The organism is Anabaena azotica FACHB-119, assembly GCF_014697625.1.
In the GTDB taxonomy this organism is placed as follows: Bacteria; Cyanobacteriota; Cyanobacteriia; order Cyanobacteriales; family Nostocaceae; genus Trichormus; species Trichormus azoticus_A.
The window spans coordinates 1-15936 of sequence record NZ_JACJSG010000085.1 but is presented as its reverse complement, the minus strand read 5'-3'; the positions used below and the strand labels follow the sequence as shown (position 1 = coordinate 15936).

The 15936-nt window shown below is 39.5% G+C and carries 12 protein-coding genes and 1 pseudogene; 2 read left to right on the top strand and 11 right to left on the bottom strand.

Going from position 1 to position 15936, the window contains the following annotated elements; translation table 11 throughout:
• Positions 1-129: 129 nt before the first annotated feature.
• From H6G83_RS33305 to H6G83_RS33280, 7 genes are all read right to left on the bottom strand, one after another.
• Positions 130-390, bottom strand: coding sequence for a chlororespiratory reduction protein 7 (locus H6G83_RS33305; protein ID WP_190480206.1), 261 nt, complete (start codon positions 388-390; stop codon positions 130-132).
• 478 nt (positions 391-868) lie between these two features.
• A complete protein-coding gene (locus H6G83_RS33300) occupies positions 869-2131 on the bottom strand; it encodes an ATP-grasp domain-containing protein (RefSeq protein WP_190480204.1) in 1263 nt (420 codons plus the stop codon).
• Between the two features lie 364 nt (positions 2132-2495).
• Positions 2496-4163: a GTPase HflX gene (gene hflX, locus H6G83_RS33295; RefSeq protein WP_190480202.1), complete on the bottom strand. Its 1668-nt coding sequence runs from the start codon at positions 4161-4163 to the stop codon at positions 2496-2498.
• A gap of 210 nt (positions 4164-4373) precedes the next feature.
• Positions 4374-4499 carry a hypothetical protein gene (locus tag H6G83_RS36160; protein ID WP_277876483.1) on the bottom strand — a complete coding sequence of 42 codons (126 nt, stop codon included), beginning with the start codon at positions 4497-4499 and terminating at the stop codon, positions 4374-4376.
• A gap of 530 nt (positions 4500-5029) precedes the next feature.
• Complete coding sequence (locus H6G83_RS33290) at positions 5030-5587, bottom strand: HMA2 domain-containing protein (RefSeq protein ID WP_190480200.1); 558 nt, start codon at positions 5585-5587, stop codon at positions 5030-5032.
• A 39-nt stretch (positions 5588-5626) separates the two neighbouring features.
• Positions 5627-5779 carry a PsaJ protein gene (locus tag H6G83_RS33285; protein ID WP_190480198.1) on the bottom strand — a complete coding sequence of 51 codons (153 nt, stop codon included), beginning with the start codon at positions 5777-5779 and terminating at the stop codon, positions 5627-5629.
• Positions 5780-6293: 514 nt separating this feature from the next.
• Positions 6294-6818: a DUF937 domain-containing protein gene (locus H6G83_RS33280; RefSeq protein WP_190480196.1), complete on the bottom strand. Its 525-nt coding sequence runs from the start codon at positions 6816-6818 to the stop codon at positions 6294-6296.
• Between the two features lie 453 nt (positions 6819-7271).
• Between H6G83_RS33280 and H6G83_RS33275 the strand changes: the two genes are divergently transcribed.
• Both H6G83_RS33275 and H6G83_RS33270 read left to right on the top strand, forming a co-directional pair.
• On the top strand, positions 7272-8378 hold the full coding sequence (locus H6G83_RS33275; RefSeq protein ID WP_190480194.1) for a saccharopine dehydrogenase family protein: 1107 nt from the start codon (positions 7272-7274) through the stop codon (positions 8376-8378).
• Between the two features lie 123 nt (positions 8379-8501).
• Positions 8502-8798 (top strand): annotated as a pseudogene (locus H6G83_RS33270) (zinc ribbon domain-containing protein); the annotation flags it as partial.
• A 12-nt stretch (positions 8799-8810) separates the two neighbouring features.
• Here the strand turns inward: H6G83_RS33270 and H6G83_RS33265 are convergent.
• From H6G83_RS33265 to H6G83_RS33250, 4 genes are all read right to left on the bottom strand, one after another.
• Entirely contained in the window at positions 8811-9413 is a 603-nt protein-coding gene (locus H6G83_RS33265) for a hypothetical protein (protein ID WP_190480192.1), read from the bottom strand.
• Positions 9414-10322: 909 nt separating this feature from the next.
• Entirely contained in the window at positions 10323-12596 is a 2274-nt protein-coding gene (locus H6G83_RS33260; protein ID WP_190480190.1) for a pyridoxal phosphate-dependent decarboxylase family protein, read from the bottom strand.
• 428 nt (positions 12597-13024) lie between these two features.
• Positions 13025-14248, bottom strand: a complete 1224-nt coding sequence (locus H6G83_RS33255; RefSeq protein WP_190480188.1) for a pentapeptide repeat-containing protein — start codon at positions 14246-14248, stop codon at positions 13025-13027.
• A 722-nt stretch (positions 14249-14970) separates the two neighbouring features.
• The gene (locus tag H6G83_RS33250; RefSeq protein ID WP_199328676.1) at positions 14971-15576 is read right to left on the bottom strand and encodes an exopolysaccharide biosynthesis protein; all 606 of its coding nucleotides are present in this window, start codon (positions 15574-15576) and stop codon (positions 14971-14973) included.
• Between the last annotated feature and the right edge of the window lie 360 nt (positions 15577-15936).

Sequence of the window (15936 nt, the reverse complement as noted above, 5' to 3'; positions counted from 1 at the left end):
GCTCTGCACGTCAATTATCCGTCTTTCCAGCCCTAGAGTGATTAGCGATCGCCTGTTTATTCATGATTTTCCTTAATACATTGTTTGTCTAATTTGTCAATGCGTAACTCCTACATTAGTCAATAGTCTCTACTTTTCTAGGCGCACAGCATACCACTGCAAATATTTGCCTGCGCCTACATCCAACTCACAACTAGTATCTATTAAGTGTTGGGCTTGGGCTGGCAAAGAATCAAATTTTTGTAACTCAAGGGGTAAGTCAGAAAAATCAATTTTCTGTAATTCTTCCTTGAGCTTTTCTAACAATTCAGCAGCAGTCAGGAATTGTTCTGGTTGGTTGGTTTCTAGGACAACAAAGTTATCCTGTTGATACATTAAGGGGTCTGGCATTGTCAAGAGGCGATGGATGAGCTAAACCGATTTTACTCATATATTGCACCAAGCGACTGGAAGTCGCAGCTACACAGACAAAACCCGCCTGCGCGGGTTTCAAACCCTTAATGTTGCGTTAGTCCGCGTAGGCGGACTTGCCTACGGCACGCTACGCGAACGTTTGTATAGCCGCGATTTCTAATCGCTAGGGCTAGGTGCAAGATGTGAGCCTCCCACAGGCGCAGTTAACGCTCCCGCAAAATATGAAAGAAACACAACTATTCCCTATTTTCTGTCAAGAGTCACCTGTCAAGAGTCACCTGTGTTTCTTGAGAGTTTACTAAAAGAGTGGCGATCGCTAACAATAAGAAGTAGTCACCTGTCCCCTGTCCCCTCTCACTCTCTACTTCCCTTAAAAACAGAAGAAACTGTAGATTTTATCGTATCACCAGCTTCCTTGAAGGTTTGCGTTGATAACTGATAACTGACAGCACTATTAACTAAGCTGTTGCAATCCCTTACTTTGTAAATGCTGCTCAATCTGCTGCATTTCCTCAATCGTTTCGCCAGCAACTATACCGTAAATATCAGTATATATTTTTCCATATTTAACTTTCTCCAGTGCTGAGAGAATAATTAAGTCCTGACGCTCTAATTCTGCTTTTAGGTTGACTATAATTGATTCTAAAGTCCCCTCCATACGGTAATCGCTGGAATATTTAGCTACCTCTTTGCCCTGCTTGAGTAAGTTATGACGTTGTAAGCATAATGGAGTTGAACCATTGACGCGGAAATTAGCATCAATTACGAAAAGTTGTCCGTTTCTATCTTCGAGTACATCGAAGCCAATCACGCCAAAGTAACCCTGCGTATGAGCATAATGACCAATGGCAGTAATCATGTCAAAAAACTTGCCTATATTGGTTTTACTATAGTCAATCAATCCCCCTAAATAATTACCCTCTGGTGTTACTAATTGACTAGTCACACCAATCAGGGTTATTTCTCCCGTCTTGCTGACATAGAACTGTACACAGTAGTTTTGTACCTCATGCTTGACGAACTCGGAAACAATAATCGTATCTAGTAACTGAATATCGAGATATTTTTTAATTTCTTCTAAACAATAGTTCAAATCGCTGGTGCTTTTGATAATGTATGTGCCTTCCCCAGAAAGCCCATGAGACGTTTTAATTAAATAAGGAAATTGTGGTAACTCAATATCTTCGAGATTAGTTTTGTGTAAATTGTAAGTTTCGTAATTGGGACATTGCACACCCAATTCAGCTAAAGTCGCTTTGCTAAGTAAGCAGTAATGGGTGTCTGGATTAACAGCGTGTTTCTCCCCTTTGAGGTGATCAAAGGGGAATAGGGAAATGAGTTTGTCAAAGCGATCGCCCTGACTCAAGTCATCTAAATAAGTAGAACAATCCAACATTTCTCTTTTAGCATAGCTAAAGCCAAAATGCTCTTGCCAATAGCTAACCAAGGACTTGGGCGGTGGAGTAATCACAATTCCCGAAAGACTATCACCCAACACAGCCAAATTCTTCCAAGGTTCCTTCTGACAAATCTTATCAAAAGAGGTTTTAGTAGCTTCACTACTACCATCTTGGATAAAGTATTTTTGGCGATTAGGAAAAGCCGCCCAACTAGCAGTTGCAGGATAATTTAATATAAACCCGTAACGCCCATCTGTAATATCCTGAGCAAACAAATCAGATAGAGAATTTCCTCGAAAGTAATTAAAATTAGTCATTTGTCAGTTATCAGTTATCAGTTGACAGTTATCAGTTGACAGTTATCAGTTATCAGTTATCAGTTATCAGTTGTTATTCTCCCCCATTCCCTGTTCCCCTCCTCTTAGGGGTTAGGGGTGGGTTTCCCTCATCTCCCCAATCCCCGCCAGTTAATATAGTCCAACCTACTTCTACGGCTGCTAAACAACCACTAATGTTAGCTTTAAGCCTTATCATCAGAAATGGTTTTTGCACCACCGTGAATAATAATACTTGGCATAATTATTATCCTAGTTAAAAATTTCAAATTCTTTGAAGGGTGTAGGGGAGAAGAATTAGTTGGTAATTTAAGAAGATTGGGTTTTTTGTCTTTCCGTTACACTCCTATACTTCTACACCCTTCTTCTCTTCAATTAATTTCAACAAATGCTGTTTTAAAGTTTCTAAACCCAATTTTTTAATTGCGGAAATAAACACAGCTTGAGGATAATTTTGTTGAGCGCTTGCCAAAGTTTCGCTATCTACTTGGTCAATTTTGTTAAAGGCAAGCAATACTTTTTCAGGAGTTGCAGGCATATCTCCAAGTATTTCCTGCACACTGGCAATATGACTTTCCCAAGCTGGATGAGATAAGTCCACCAAATGAAGCAAAGCATCTGCTTCGCTTACTTCTTCCAAGGTGGCGCGAAACGCATCTACTAACGATGGCGGTAGTTCGTGAATAAACCCTACTGTATCTGTTAATAGAATTGACCTGCGTTCTTGAGTTTCTGTTTCTGTAATTACTACCTTGCGTGTTGTTGGGTCGAGTGTGGCAAATAGTTGATCTGCGGTGTAAACTTCTGCATGAGTTAATAGATTTAACAAAGTTGATTTACCCGCATTGGTATAACCCACTAACGAAACCACAGGAATTTCTTGCTGCTGTCTTTGTTGTCTGATGCGGGCGCGATGTGCTTGTAGTTGATTAACTTCTTGTTGTAATTGAGCAATTCGGCGTTGAATTGTCCGGCGTTCTGTTTCTAGTTGAGTTTCACCAGGGCCTCTTGTACCAATTCCCGCACCTAATCTAGACATTTCTCGACCACGACCACGCAACCGAGGTAGGTTATATTCAAGCTGTGCCAATTCTACTTGTAATTTTCCTTCTTGAGTGCGAGCGCGTTGAGCAAAAATATCTAAAATTACTTCTGTGCGGTCAACAACTCGTATGCCAATTTCGTTTTCTAAATTACGGGCTTGTGATGGGGAAATATCGCGGTCAAAAACAATTAAATTAGCCCCTAATTTGTGCGCCAAAAGTGTAATTTCTTCAACTTTACCCGTACCAACTACTGTTTGTGGATGGGGATGACTACGCTTTTGCCGCATTGTGTCTAAAACAATTCCCTTAGCACTTTCAACTAGTCGCACTAATTCAGCAAGTCCATCTTCAAATCGCTGGTTGGAAATATCATCTGTTTGTACACCAACTAACAAAACTCTATCTTGGTCAGAGTTGGTATCTTGGGGTAAAAATATTCCTCCTGCATCGGTAATATCTCTTTCCCATTCTGTTACTAATTCACCAAAATCTTGTTCTGTTATATCCTCTAAACTGAGGGGAGGCGAAACTATCCAAGGTTTTTCTAATTCAGGAATTAGGTAGGCTAAAAAAGCTTCTTCGGCTTGACTATCAACTACATTTAAACTGACTAAAGCATCTAAACGTTGCAGTGCCATTGCTACCAATGCTGTTTCATCGGGTGATTTTGATTGCAATTGACTAGCTATGCAACGAATCCCACTTAAACGTTCTGCACTTCGCCGTGGCAATTCTTCCGTGGGGATTTGGGTTTGGTTTGGTGTTCCTACTGCCACACGGAGAATTTGCCCACGGCGATTAATATAACAACAAATTGGATGATGAATTTCCCTGGTAATTGCCGCTAAAGTTTGAGCAAATTCCAACGTCATAAATCTATCTGCTGGTTGCCGTTCTTCATAAAGCTGTCGTAATTTTTTGAGTTGGCTTGACTTTATACCTTGAAGGTTGCCATAAATGTTTTGCATAATTCTAATATTTGAAGTTGCTTTTAAAACTATTTATCTTATATGTATCTTTCTTTAATTTCTAGTTAATCTACCAGATGAAACAACTCAATAAATTTACTAAATAAGCCAAAAGAAAGTTCTTGTAAATTTTGAAAAATGCGAACTTAAATATTAAGTTATTTCTATAGCAATCCGAATTGACTCGTGAGAAAACACGTAGATTTAACATCAAACGTAAATGTCAGATTTTATCCAGCCTTGGCGATGAGAAATCGCAGTCCGCGCAGGCGGACTTTGCTTGTGTAGCCGCGAATTATATTCACCCTGGCTTAAGTTGATACTAATGTTTCTCATCGCCCAATTATTTCTAAATTTCTCAGGGGTGATTTAGGATTGCTATAGTATAGCGATTCCGGTTAAGTGAGGTACAGAATCAATTTTTTTAACGCAGAGGAACGCAGAGTTTTTCTTAGTTTTATTAGCGATGTATTCAGTACTCAGCATCATTAGGAAACGCTATAAATGAATTATTCATTTTGTGAATGGCTACTCAAAAGGTAGGACGGACAAGATGCCCATCCTACAAGAACAGGACTTACGCAACTTCACTTGGGGTAGGGTGCGTCAGATGTGGAAAATCCTTGAATCTGTACGAAATTATTAGGACTGACGCACCCTACTGGACTGGCAAGGCTAAAATGTGGCAATAGGTTTGGATAAATTTGAACGCAGATGAACGCAGATGAACGCAGATGAACAAGATGATAGATTTTTCGCTAATGCACAAGTTTAGGCTTGCCACGCCACTACAGTTAGTTTGATTATGACACTTGCGTAAGTCCTAAAGAAGATATTTCTTATCTAGCATCTAAGCTATCTGATAACTATGCAGTTTCTAATGCAGTGGACGATTGAGGCCGCTTACCGGGCAGAATAAACATGAGGGTTGATTTAAGACCCTTGATGATCTTTTGTCCGGTAGACAGTAATTTCTCCCAAGTGTCTACTCTTTCTGGATGATGCTGAATAGTGTTACTTGCTTGGTTAAGATTACGTACACCGTTAATTAGATTAATTAGAGAATCAAAGATAGCTGCTAAGGCTGATTTGGCGGCTACTGGCTTTGATTCTTTTATTTCTGGCGCAGTTTGAATCAAATTGATGAGGTGCGATCGCACTTGCTCATCTGAAACTGAGCTATTGTCATAATTGATGACAATAGAAGCAGCCATAGGATTCACTCTCACCTGTGCGTCTTGAATGTGGAGTTCTATTGCTTGCTTGAGTTTATCAGTATACTTTGTATCATGGCTTAACCGAGGAATCCGAAAACGAATCCGACCAGGAATTGCATGAACAACGCTATAGGAGATATTTTGAGGTTGTTCATGCCGTTCTTTTAAACTGTGTTGATGAGTAGGCAAGATTTTTTGCAGAGACATACTTAACTATATGTAGGGAAATATTTTCGCTACAACTCTTTATGGCAGAGGATGGAACAAAAGGTCAGGAAAAATAAAGTTAAAGATTGCCCATATAGAGAAGGCAATTGATACTGCTAGAACAGCAAGAACTGGAGCTAGGGAAAGATATCCAACGAAATAGCTTTTTTGTGCTTCCTTTGATTGAGTCATGAAATACCTCTAAAATTATCAAGTAATATACAAGGGTTTAGGCTATTTGTATGTGAGCAAGCATTCAAAATAAAAATATATTTTTATTATCAAAAATTCCATCACCACACAAATAAAGATTATTTGTAATGAGCCAATTTTTTCCTTGAATTACTTTGATGATAAAGGCTATGATTCAGGCAAAAATCTATCAAAGGAGTAGTTAAGGGTATCTTAGGGATGAAAATTTATGAGATTGTATATTATTTAAGAGGTCATTTATAAAGTAAATATTAAGTAGGGTGTGTTACGGCTATGTCAGGATTTGAGCTTCGGCGAAATGAGGAATTAGCCGTAACGCACCAGCAAATACGGTGCGTTAAGCGCTGCTTTAACGCACCCGACAATTTAAGGTTTACTTTATAAATCATCTCTAAATTAAATTTATAAAGTATTCGTAGTGTTTGTAGGGCGCTGCACTGCCCACCAAGCCCTAGATACAGTAAGCAGTGCAGCACCCTACAGCTAGGATATACTATCTACCAAAATGTCGGCTGATTAACTGCATAGCGTCAGCAATATCAACATCACCGTCTCTGTCTGCATCTAAGAAGGAATTTAAGACAGAATTACCGCTACCTTGAGGATTTTGGTTATTAGCGCCAGATTGCAAAAAATTTAATACTAAAGGTACAATGACTGGCAACAGTTGCTGAATTGTACCAGCATCTAGTCCTGTGTGTTGGGCAGCTACCTGTGCTACTTGCTGTTGAATATCAGGTGAAAAAAGGGAATTAACGGCTTGAGGGTTGGAAGAAGTCCCTGCATATTGATTAACTAATGATTGCGCGGCTTCATTACCTTCTGTGGCTTGCTTTTGTTGTAAAGCAGAACGGACATAGTTACCTACCACACCTATAACAGATTGCATTGTGGAAGGATTTGTGCCTGTTGTATTACTCAACTGATTAACTGTGTTGATGATACTGCCCAATTGACCTAAACTCCCTTGTTGATTGGGATTATTTACAGCACCAAGAATTTGATCAAACAGTCCCATAAGTATTTTTTTCCTTTATTCTGCTTCTATAACTGCACAAAAGTTGTTGTTATTATGCAGGACTTACGCAACTGGCACATATACTAGGGTGCGTCAGATGTGGAAAATCCCTTCATTTGTACGAAATTATTGGGTCTGACGCACCCTACAGTTAGTTTGATTATGACACTTGCGTAAGTCCTATTATGAATAAATTTACTTTACACTACCAGAAACTTAGGGATGAAAAATAAGTTAAAGAACTGGTAATGGGTAATGGGTAATAGGTAATGGTAAGAAATTAGTAGGCTAGGGACTGGGAAGAGAAACAAAGGGTAAAGCTTAAGGACTTATTCCTTTTCCCTTTCCCCTTTCCCCTTTCCCCCTTCCGCGATCCCCCGAAGTCATACTTGCAACTGATGTCAAGATGACCAAAAGCTGCTCAAATGAATGTATAGTTACCCATACGGAGTAATGACAGACCGCGTATTAATTCTTGGAGGACGGGGGCGAATTGGTAGCAGTGTTGCTGAAGATATAGCCACCCACACCCAAGCCCAAATTACAATTACAGGACGCTCCCCTGCGACCGAGAAAGATATTACCTTACCGTCGGGGGGACAGGTACAGTTTCTGGTGTTAGACTTGGCAGAAGTTGACAAGTTGCGAGAAGCGATCGCCAACTCTGATTTAGTCATCCACTGTGCTGGGCCGTTCCACTACCGGGATGCTAATGTTCTGAAAACTTGTATTGAACAAGGGGTTAATTATTTAGACGTTAGTGACCACCGTTCTTTTACTAGTAAGGCGCTGAAATATCATGAAGAAGCCCTTGCTGCTGGTGTAACGGCGATTGTCAATACTGGCATTTTTCCCGGTATTTCTAACAGCATGGTACGCCATGATGTTGAGCAATTAGATCAGGTTGAAAAAATACATTTAAGTTATTTAGTAGCTGGTTCTGGTGGTGCTGGCATTACAGTGATGCGGACTACCTTTTTAGGATTACAGCACCCTTTTGAAGCTTGGTTAGATGGCAAATGGCAGATAGTTAAACCCTACAGTGAAAGAGAAGTAGTTAACTTTCCTTCTCCTTACAATAATAGTGGGGTTTATTGGTTTGATATGCCAGAAACTTTTACACTGCCTGAAGCTTTCCCTGGTGTAAAAACAGTTATTACTAAGTTTGGTTCGGTTCCTGATTTTTATAATCACCTCACTTGGATTGCTGCTCACATTTTTCCGAAATGGTTAATGCAGCGTCGCGGCATGATTGAATTTCTATCTCATGTTAGTCATTTCATGACAGATGTCACAAATAATTTTAGTGGTATTGGTGTGGCAGTTCGTTCAGAAGTCACAGGCATAAAAAATGGTGAGCAAGTTGTTTATTGCTCAAATCTAGTACATGAAAATACAGCCGTTGCTTCTGGTTGTGGCACGGGTAGTATCGCTCAATTTTTATTGGCAGGTAAGTTAAAAAAACCAGGGGTTTGGCCTGTGGAAGAAGCATTATCAACGGATTTATTTATGCAAGCTATGGTCAGTCGAGGCGTGAAAATTAACCATCATTGGTTGTGAAAAAGACTGATACCAATGCTCTATGAAGTTGCACCAGATCAATGATGTAGAGACGTTATATATAACGTCTCTACCATCAAGAATAAAGCGCATCTATAGCTACGCCTGGCAAGCTACATTAAGAAAATTGATCGATGGTTTCCTAGTTCAAAACTCTGCTCTAGCTGTCATTATCAAGTGAGTGAATTACCGTTAGACGTAAGGACTTGGACTTGTCCAAGTTGTGGAACTCACCACGATAGAGACGGTAATGCAGCCCAAAATATTAGAGTAGAGGGTATCAGAATGCTACAGTCCTCTGGGACAGGGGACTCTGCCAGTGGAGGGGATGTAAGCCCAACTCGCGGACGCAAGTCCAAGACGCGGCAATCCCCCGTGAGACTGGAAGCCCACACTGTACCGCAAGGTCAGTGTGGGTAGTTCACCTCATTTCTACTTTGTAGTGCGCTCCAAGGTTCCGCTCGTAGAAGACGATAGAGAACCATAGGAATAAGTATTAGTAATCAGGTTTGTACCATTCAAGGTCACAGTACCAGCAACCGTTGCATCACGATATTCACCTGTCGAGCGATAGCGTGTAACGCTAGTTGGTGTTTGATAAATGTAATTACTCTTACCTTTGGACGAAACATCCGTACCAGTCCATGTCAAATTCACCGCCACAGTTTGATTACTATTTGATGAGTAGTCATACACTGTAAACGTGTCGTTCAAAGTGGCTGAGTTAAGCTGGTTATCAATTACGAAGTTTGCGTTGGGGATAGAGCCGTAACCAGATGAATACACCCCAGTGCAGTAATTGTAGCTGTAATATTCGAGGTTGGCTTGTACTTGTGAAGTCGGCGCACCTGGGCCATCCTTAGTAATATTGTTATACGCCGAAACATAAACGCTGCTAGAGCCACACTCGTCATATGAGTAAAAAGACGCATATGCGTTGTTGCCCTTGAACTGATATTTATTTGTAACCGCCGCCATTGCGGGAAGACTCAGAGTTAGCACAGTTAAAACTGTTCCAGCAATTGCTCTTTTCATAATTTGCTCCTGTGGAATTTCCACACCAATATTTTCCAAAACTAATTGGAATTTAGTTAGAAACAATTAACTTTCAGCCCAAACTTACGCTGTTAGGCTGGCAATAAATCCTCAGCGTTAGTTGGTAATTTCAATACACCGAAAGCTAGGAAAAATTCAGGTAATAATAGACGATTTCAGCCGTTTTCTTGGGATATTGCCATCATTACCATTAGCGATCGCTCTTCAGTACACCTAAAATAAAAGTTCTTAAAATGCTAATTAAAAACCAATTTTAATTTCTTGTATTACTAGGTGGAAATGAAGTTTTCACGCTCCTGTAAAAATTTTCGGTCTAGTGAATTTACCTAATATCATTTTCTCTTGAAGAAATCCCTAATAACGGAAAAATCATTAAAGTTCACATGGATCAAAAAATAAGTCAAAAACAACAGCTTGTCTAATAATTAAATGTCTGGTTAATCTCATTATTTTCCCTGAGCTTTTTGTATAAATTAAACTAAAAAAGACGAATTACGTAATTCAAATAAAACAATAAAATAGGTTATTTCTTCTAAGTTATAAAATTTACATGGTTGTACTTTTATGAATTAAAAGTATAAATTATTCCTGATAATTTAAAAATAAATTATGAAGAAATGTGTAATTAATCACCTCTTGGCTAAAAATTACTTATAAGTATTCTTATTTGCTGCCACTCTTTGATACGCAACTTTATCGCGTATCAAAGGGTAGCATCTCGTGTAAAGATAACTAATAGCAATTCAAAAAAAATTTGCAACAGATAATCGATCTGTTGCAAATTTTTTTTGAAGATGATGCAGCAATTGGTGAAGAGACCTCTTGTAAAAGATGAAATCACTAAAAGCGATCGCTACTGCCATCATCTCTTAATTTTGGGAAAAAACGTTATTCTATTTCGTCCTGAATGTCTTCAATCACTTTTAAAACCGATTCCCGAATTATGGCTTCAATCTCATCGATAAATGAACCTTCTGCCGTTTCAGTCTTCCAAGGGTCTTGAACTACAGTACGGATAACAGTAATAGGTTCATTTGCTTCTCCAGTTACCCCTAAACGCTGCTTATAATGTTCCATAAAATAAGCACCATAAGCTTCTGTGGTAAAATCAGTAGTACTGACAATCATCGGATAATTATTAAGATCATCGTCCTCATCAATACTGAGATTTTCGTAATACCGTTTATTGAGCAGATTAGCATTCTTTAAGCTGGTATTGAGTTGACCATTGATTTTGAAGTTGAAAGCATAGATGATGATATTTAAATCAGTGCCAATTTCTTTAAGTGCAGTCATTGCTTCTTCATCTTGCTCAATCTCTTCATTCGTCTTACCATCAATTCTTTGACGAATAAATTCAATTCGTTCTGCTTCTGTATTTCCGGGAATCGAATTGGGAATTATGGTCAAAGGCACAATAGTAAACGGATCTTCCTCTCTAGCCATACACAACAGTCGAGCATAGAGCTTATCGCCACTGTAAAGAGCTTGACCCAAAATTCGACCATAGCCATCTTTGGTGGGTCGAATGATCCGATGGCTCAAATATACGGCGGCTGCAGCCGCTCCTGGTTTAGAACCCTCAATCCCGTAAATGCCAATAGTTGGCTCTGCTTCTCCATGAAAAATATAAGGAGCAACGAAAGTAACTAAATTCCGCATTGCTGAGTTGCGATAACACAACGCTCCAGCTGGATAAGGGATGTAACCCGATTTATGAGGATCTATAGTAATCGAGTCAGCCTGGGGAAGAGCGGCAAATTGCTCTTCCACATAAGGACTCAAAGTAGAAATCGGTGGTGCTGCATCTCTAGGAGATTTTAGACCAAAGTCTGCATCGGTTCGTAGCAGGGAAGCAAAATATCCACCCCAAGCTGCATCTGCATGAACAGTAAATTGTAATCCTTTTTGGCTAAATTCTTCTCGTAGTGCCAAAATTTGCTTGAGAGGGTCAACAGCACTTTCTTCGGTAGTACCAATAACGGCAACAACCGTATAGACAGGAATGCGATGTTTTAGACAATATTCTAAGTCTTCTCTCAAACTATAGCCTTTTAGTCCATCTTGATCAGACCGAGATTCTATCGGCTCAAGCCTCATCCTCGCGTGTTCGTCAACTTCCACATCAATCATGTGAGCAGCACCTATTCCTAAAACTGCTGCTGCTTTGGGGAATGAATAATGTTTGCTTCCAGGGACAAAAAATACAGGAGGTGCAATATCTTGTAGATAACGCCGAGAAAATTCTTGTATGCCTAAATCTTGGACAGAATAATTGGATAAGGCACTAGATAAGATGCTAGATGCTTTTCCCTCCTCAATGCCTTGGCTAACTAATTTTTCCGTGATTTGAGTAGATAAGCCTAAGATATCATCAACCTTGAGGTTTAACAATTGCCAACTGTCGAGGTTGATGAATTGTGCCTCAGTCCATGTAAGAGAACTAGCTGAGTAAGCATTAATCTTGATTTGGTCTGCTACTGTACGCAAAGTCTGATCATTTAATAAGGCTTGTTTGAGTGCGATCGGATAAAATTTCAGATTTCTTGCTGACCAAATAGCCTCTATGTTAGCAACAGTTCCCCCACAAGTGATATGTCCCCAAGCTCGCAGTTCATCAGTTTCACTTTCATTTAGTGGGACATGATATCCTAACATTCGGCAAAGATCATCGCCTACCTCAATTTCTAATTTTGTTGTGACTGTAGAGCCTTCAAAAGCTACGTTATTAGAGTTGTACAACATTCCCGCGAAGTAGCCAATTACTGAAGGAATAGTTGTATCCCAGCCCATGTGACCCTGATAGCGCAGGCTGAAGAAAGGCACAGATTTCTTCAATCGCTTTAATAACTCATCATAACTTTCTTTGAGCAGTTCCACTGCTTGTTGGTAATCTGGTGAGTTCTTAATTTCCTCAGTAATATGGGCTGGATCTTCAGGGAAGTAACTAGTTCTCCACTTAGCCTGAGATTCAATCGCCTGTAATATCAATTCTTTGAGCAGGTCGGCATTTTCTGCTCTGGGGCCTAAAAACCAAGCTTCTACTGACCTTGAACCAGTTGTTTGTAAATTTAATGAGTTGGCTTTTTTAAAATACTTTTCGACACGACGTGTTGCTTTTTCAAAAGCTTTGCTTGCAGTCTCTCTGGGAGTTGTTACCATAAATTTCTCCTGATTTACATAGGATAGATTTAGCAAAAATTCAACAGCTATTTATCAGTTAATAGCTAATAACTGATAACTGTTAACTTATTCAGTTCGGTCTGCAATTTGTACTGGTGAACTAGAGAATTAAAAAGATTTTTGGGCTGCAAAAAACACGTTAAAGCCCCATTGAACAGTAGCTCAGAGAATTTCATATTTGAAAAACCCATTAAGGAGGTTTCTCTAGTAACTGGCTTATAGAATACAAGTATTTGCTTGACAGTGCAAGTATAATTACATATTTTTACAGAAAGTAAAAGTCTGTATAACAATTCAAATTGAATAGGACTTACCCAATTGTCATCATCAAACTAACTGTAGGGTGCGTCAGCCCCAAAAATGTCGTATACTAACGCACCCTAAAATTGTGCTTGCGTAAGTCCTGGTTAATGAAAGTGTTGGTGCGGTTGCTCACTTATTGGTGTGGACACAGATGTATCACCCTTAACTACATCGGTCAAATTTGCGCCGTCTAACTGAGTACCACTGAGTTTAGTACCGATGAGAATTGCTTGTTGCAAATTGGCTTGCTTTAAAACTGCGTCAGTCACATATGCCGCAGTTAAATCTGCCCGCATCAATGTTGCACCAGTGAGATTGGTTCCAGTGAGATTTGCTCCAGTTAAGTTAGCTGTTTCTAGGTTAGCATTACCTAAGTCTGCTCCAGCGAGGTTGGCTCGTTTTATATTAGAGCCAGTCAAGTTAACACCGCTCATATTTACCTTGATTAACAGTGCTGCACTCAGATCAGATTGCGTTAAGATTGCGCCGTTTAAATTTGATTGAGTGAGTTCTGCGGCATGAAGATATGTTTTGTGCATCTGTGCTTGATTGAGCTTTGTGTTAGTTAAGGTTGCTCCAGCAAAGTTTGCTGCTTGTAAGTTGGCACTGCTCAAATTAGCGTTACCAAATTTTCCCCAAAATAGATTTGCTTTAGTGAAGTTGGCTTTACTTAAATTTGCGTCAGTCAAATCAATCCCTATCATGGTAGCGTTGCTAAAGTCTACTTCACTCGCATTCGCGCCTATTGATTTGACTCCAAACAAATCAGCTTTATTGAATTTCGCTTTTGTTAAAATTGCTTGACCTAAATCTGCTGAATGTAAAAAGGCTCCACTCAGATTTGCCTCACTCAAGTCTGCGCCACGCAAATATGCGGTGATTAAATCTGCGCCACTCAGATCCGCCTGTTGTAGATTTACACGCTCGTAACTGCCGGGAGTTTTACTATCTTCAGTCCAATTCATTAAAGCAGCAGTTAATTTTGCGCGGCTTAAATTAGCTTTATTTAAGTTCGCCCCACGTAAGTCTACCTGAATTAAATTGGCTTCGCTTAGGTCTGCTTGGCTCATGTTTACCCCACGCAAATCAGCTTCTTGAAGATTTGCGCCTTTCAAGTTAGCACGACTTAAATCAGCGCCCCTGAGATCGCAACCTGGACATTGTTTGGTGTCGAGGAGTCGTTTGATAGTTTCTGGGTTAGGTGAGTAATTGTTTGATTGTTGCAGTTGAGGTTGTCCAGAGTTAAGGGCTTGTTCTTCGATTTGAGATGAACAACCACAGATAACAGTAAGTATTAATCCGGTAATAGAGATTGTTTTTAATTTCATGGTTTTTGATATTTTAGCTACTAAAAATAGAAGGTTTTTGTATGTCTAAATTTAACGTGAGTTCGACCAGCGTTGTTTTGACCTCACCCCCAACCCCTCTCCTTCGAGGAGAGGGGAGTAAGAGGGTGATTTTTTCGTTTCTCCTCCCTCTCCTACGAGGAGAGGGAGGTTGGGAGGGAGAGGTTCATCGAACTCACGTTAAATTTAGATTAAGGTCTGTTTTTTTGCTCAAAATTGCTTATTAATAAATTTATTAAATATGTTATCATCGACCTTGCTTAAATTTAATTATTCTTTATTTGAAAATGCGATGAATCATTGGCTCTTCTAAAAATAAAGAGCAACTTTATCTGGCATATTTATTATTTAATGTTTTTTTACCCTTAAATAATTAAAGTATTTATAGGCGATTTAAACTTTTATTTTAAATACATTATATCTTTAAAAATTACAGTAATTAAGATGGAGAAGCAATGAATAATATTTTGATTGGCTTACCATTTTTTTTGATAATTAACAATAGCTATGTATAGTTTGCTCTATAAGTGCATAGTCTGTGCGATCGCCTATGCTCGTTACTGTATGGAGATGTATAAAATCAAGCTTTTAATCGGCTGACCGGACGCAGACAAGTTTGACAATTCTACTTTTCAAACTGTCGCGTTCCAGTGCAGCGATTTGTGAGATTGCATTTACCTAATCATATAAGTAAATCAACTACTTTACAGTACTAATAACAGAAGTGCGGGAGTGATGCCGGAAACCATACCACTAATGGCAATTATTAGCCCATCTTTTTCAATCAAGCCTAGACAGATCAAAACGATGACGATCGCAGGCAACATATTACCAAAAGGAATTGGCAGGGCAATAATAAAGCTGAGTAAGAACAAAATTACACCAACACCCCGTTCAGCTTCAGGGCTAGTAAAAAACGGCAAACGTGGTTCAACAAAGTTTTCCAGCTGTTCTAAAAAAGGGATGGCTGCGGAAATCACCATCTCACAATGTTCTTTTTTAAAAGGCTGGTCTGCTATCCAGTCGGGTAGCCAGGGTTGCTCAAAGCCTAGCACTAACTGACCAGAAACCAGCATTAAGGGCATAGCCACGAGGGCAGAAATTCCGGCGATCGGCAGAGGTAAAGCTTCAGGTAAAGCGCAGATCAGTAGTGTAGTACCAAACGCGCGATCGCCCAACTCGTCAAAGAGATCCCGTAGGCATACCTCATCACCTTGATGCTTTTCCAGAAATCGTTGCAACAGTTCAGAGGTTCGCAGACTGTTGTCAGAGGTTTGCGGATTTGGAACCAAAGGTACTAGTGTATTCAACTTCTTTAACCACAATACAAACTGTGGTTTTGATTGTATCAGTCTCAGATACAGGGTTATTTCATTCTAAAGATTGACTTTAACAGTGAACAGTGGACAGTTGTAGAGGCGGGTTGATTGAGAAATTCATGGGGAAAACAGATATGTCCGCTAAACCCGCCCCTACTTAAACAGGTTGGTGAAACACCACATCAATTGGTGGAAGGCGTAGGGAGGCGCTTGTTTATCCCTCACCATACGCCCTGGCTAACTGATAACTGATAACTGATAACTGATAACTGATAACTGATAACTGATAACTGATAACTGATAACTGATAACTGATAACTGATAACTGATAACTGATAACTGATAACTGAT

Bases quoted from the DNA above. Each gene is read 5' to 3' on its own strand.
- H6G83_RS33275 (WP_190480194.1), top strand. From the start codon at position 7,272: ATGACAGACCGCGTATTAATTCTTGGAGGACGGGGGCGAATTGGTAGC.
- H6G83_RS33265 (WP_190480192.1), bottom strand. From the start codon at position 9,413: ATGAAAAGAGCAATTGCTGGAACAGTTTTAACTGTGCTAACTCTGAGT.
- H6G83_RS33260 (WP_190480190.1), bottom strand. From the start codon at position 12,596: ATGGTAACAACTCCCAGAGAGACTGCAAGCAAAGCTTTTGAAAAAGCA.
- H6G83_RS36160 (WP_277876483.1), bottom strand. From the start codon at position 4,499: ATGAGAAACATTAGTATCAACTTAAGCCAGGGTGAATATAATTCGCGG.
- H6G83_RS33280 (WP_190480196.1), bottom strand. From the start codon at position 6,818: ATGGGACTGTTTGATCAAATTCTTGGTGCTGTAAATAATCCCAATCAA.
- H6G83_RS33255 (WP_190480188.1), bottom strand. From the start codon at position 14,248: ATGAAATTAAAAACAATCTCTATTACCGGATTAATACTTACTGTTATC.
- hflX (WP_190480202.1), bottom strand. From the start codon at position 4,163: ATGCAAAACATTTATGGCAACCTTCAAGGTATAAAGTCAAGCCAACTC.
- H6G83_RS33290 (WP_190480200.1), bottom strand. From the start codon at position 5,587: ATGTCTCTGCAAAAAATCTTGCCTACTCATCAACACAGTTTAAAAGAA.
- H6G83_RS33285 (WP_190480198.1), bottom strand. From the start codon at position 5,779: ATGACTCAATCAAAGGAAGCACAAAAAAGCTATTTCGTTGGATATCTT.
- H6G83_RS33300 (WP_190480204.1), bottom strand. From the start codon at position 2,131: ATGACTAATTTTAATTACTTTCGAGGAAATTCTCTATCTGATTTGTTT.
- H6G83_RS33305 (WP_190480206.1), bottom strand. From the start codon at position 390: ATGCCAGACCCCTTAATGTATCAACAGGATAACTTTGTTGTCCTAGAA.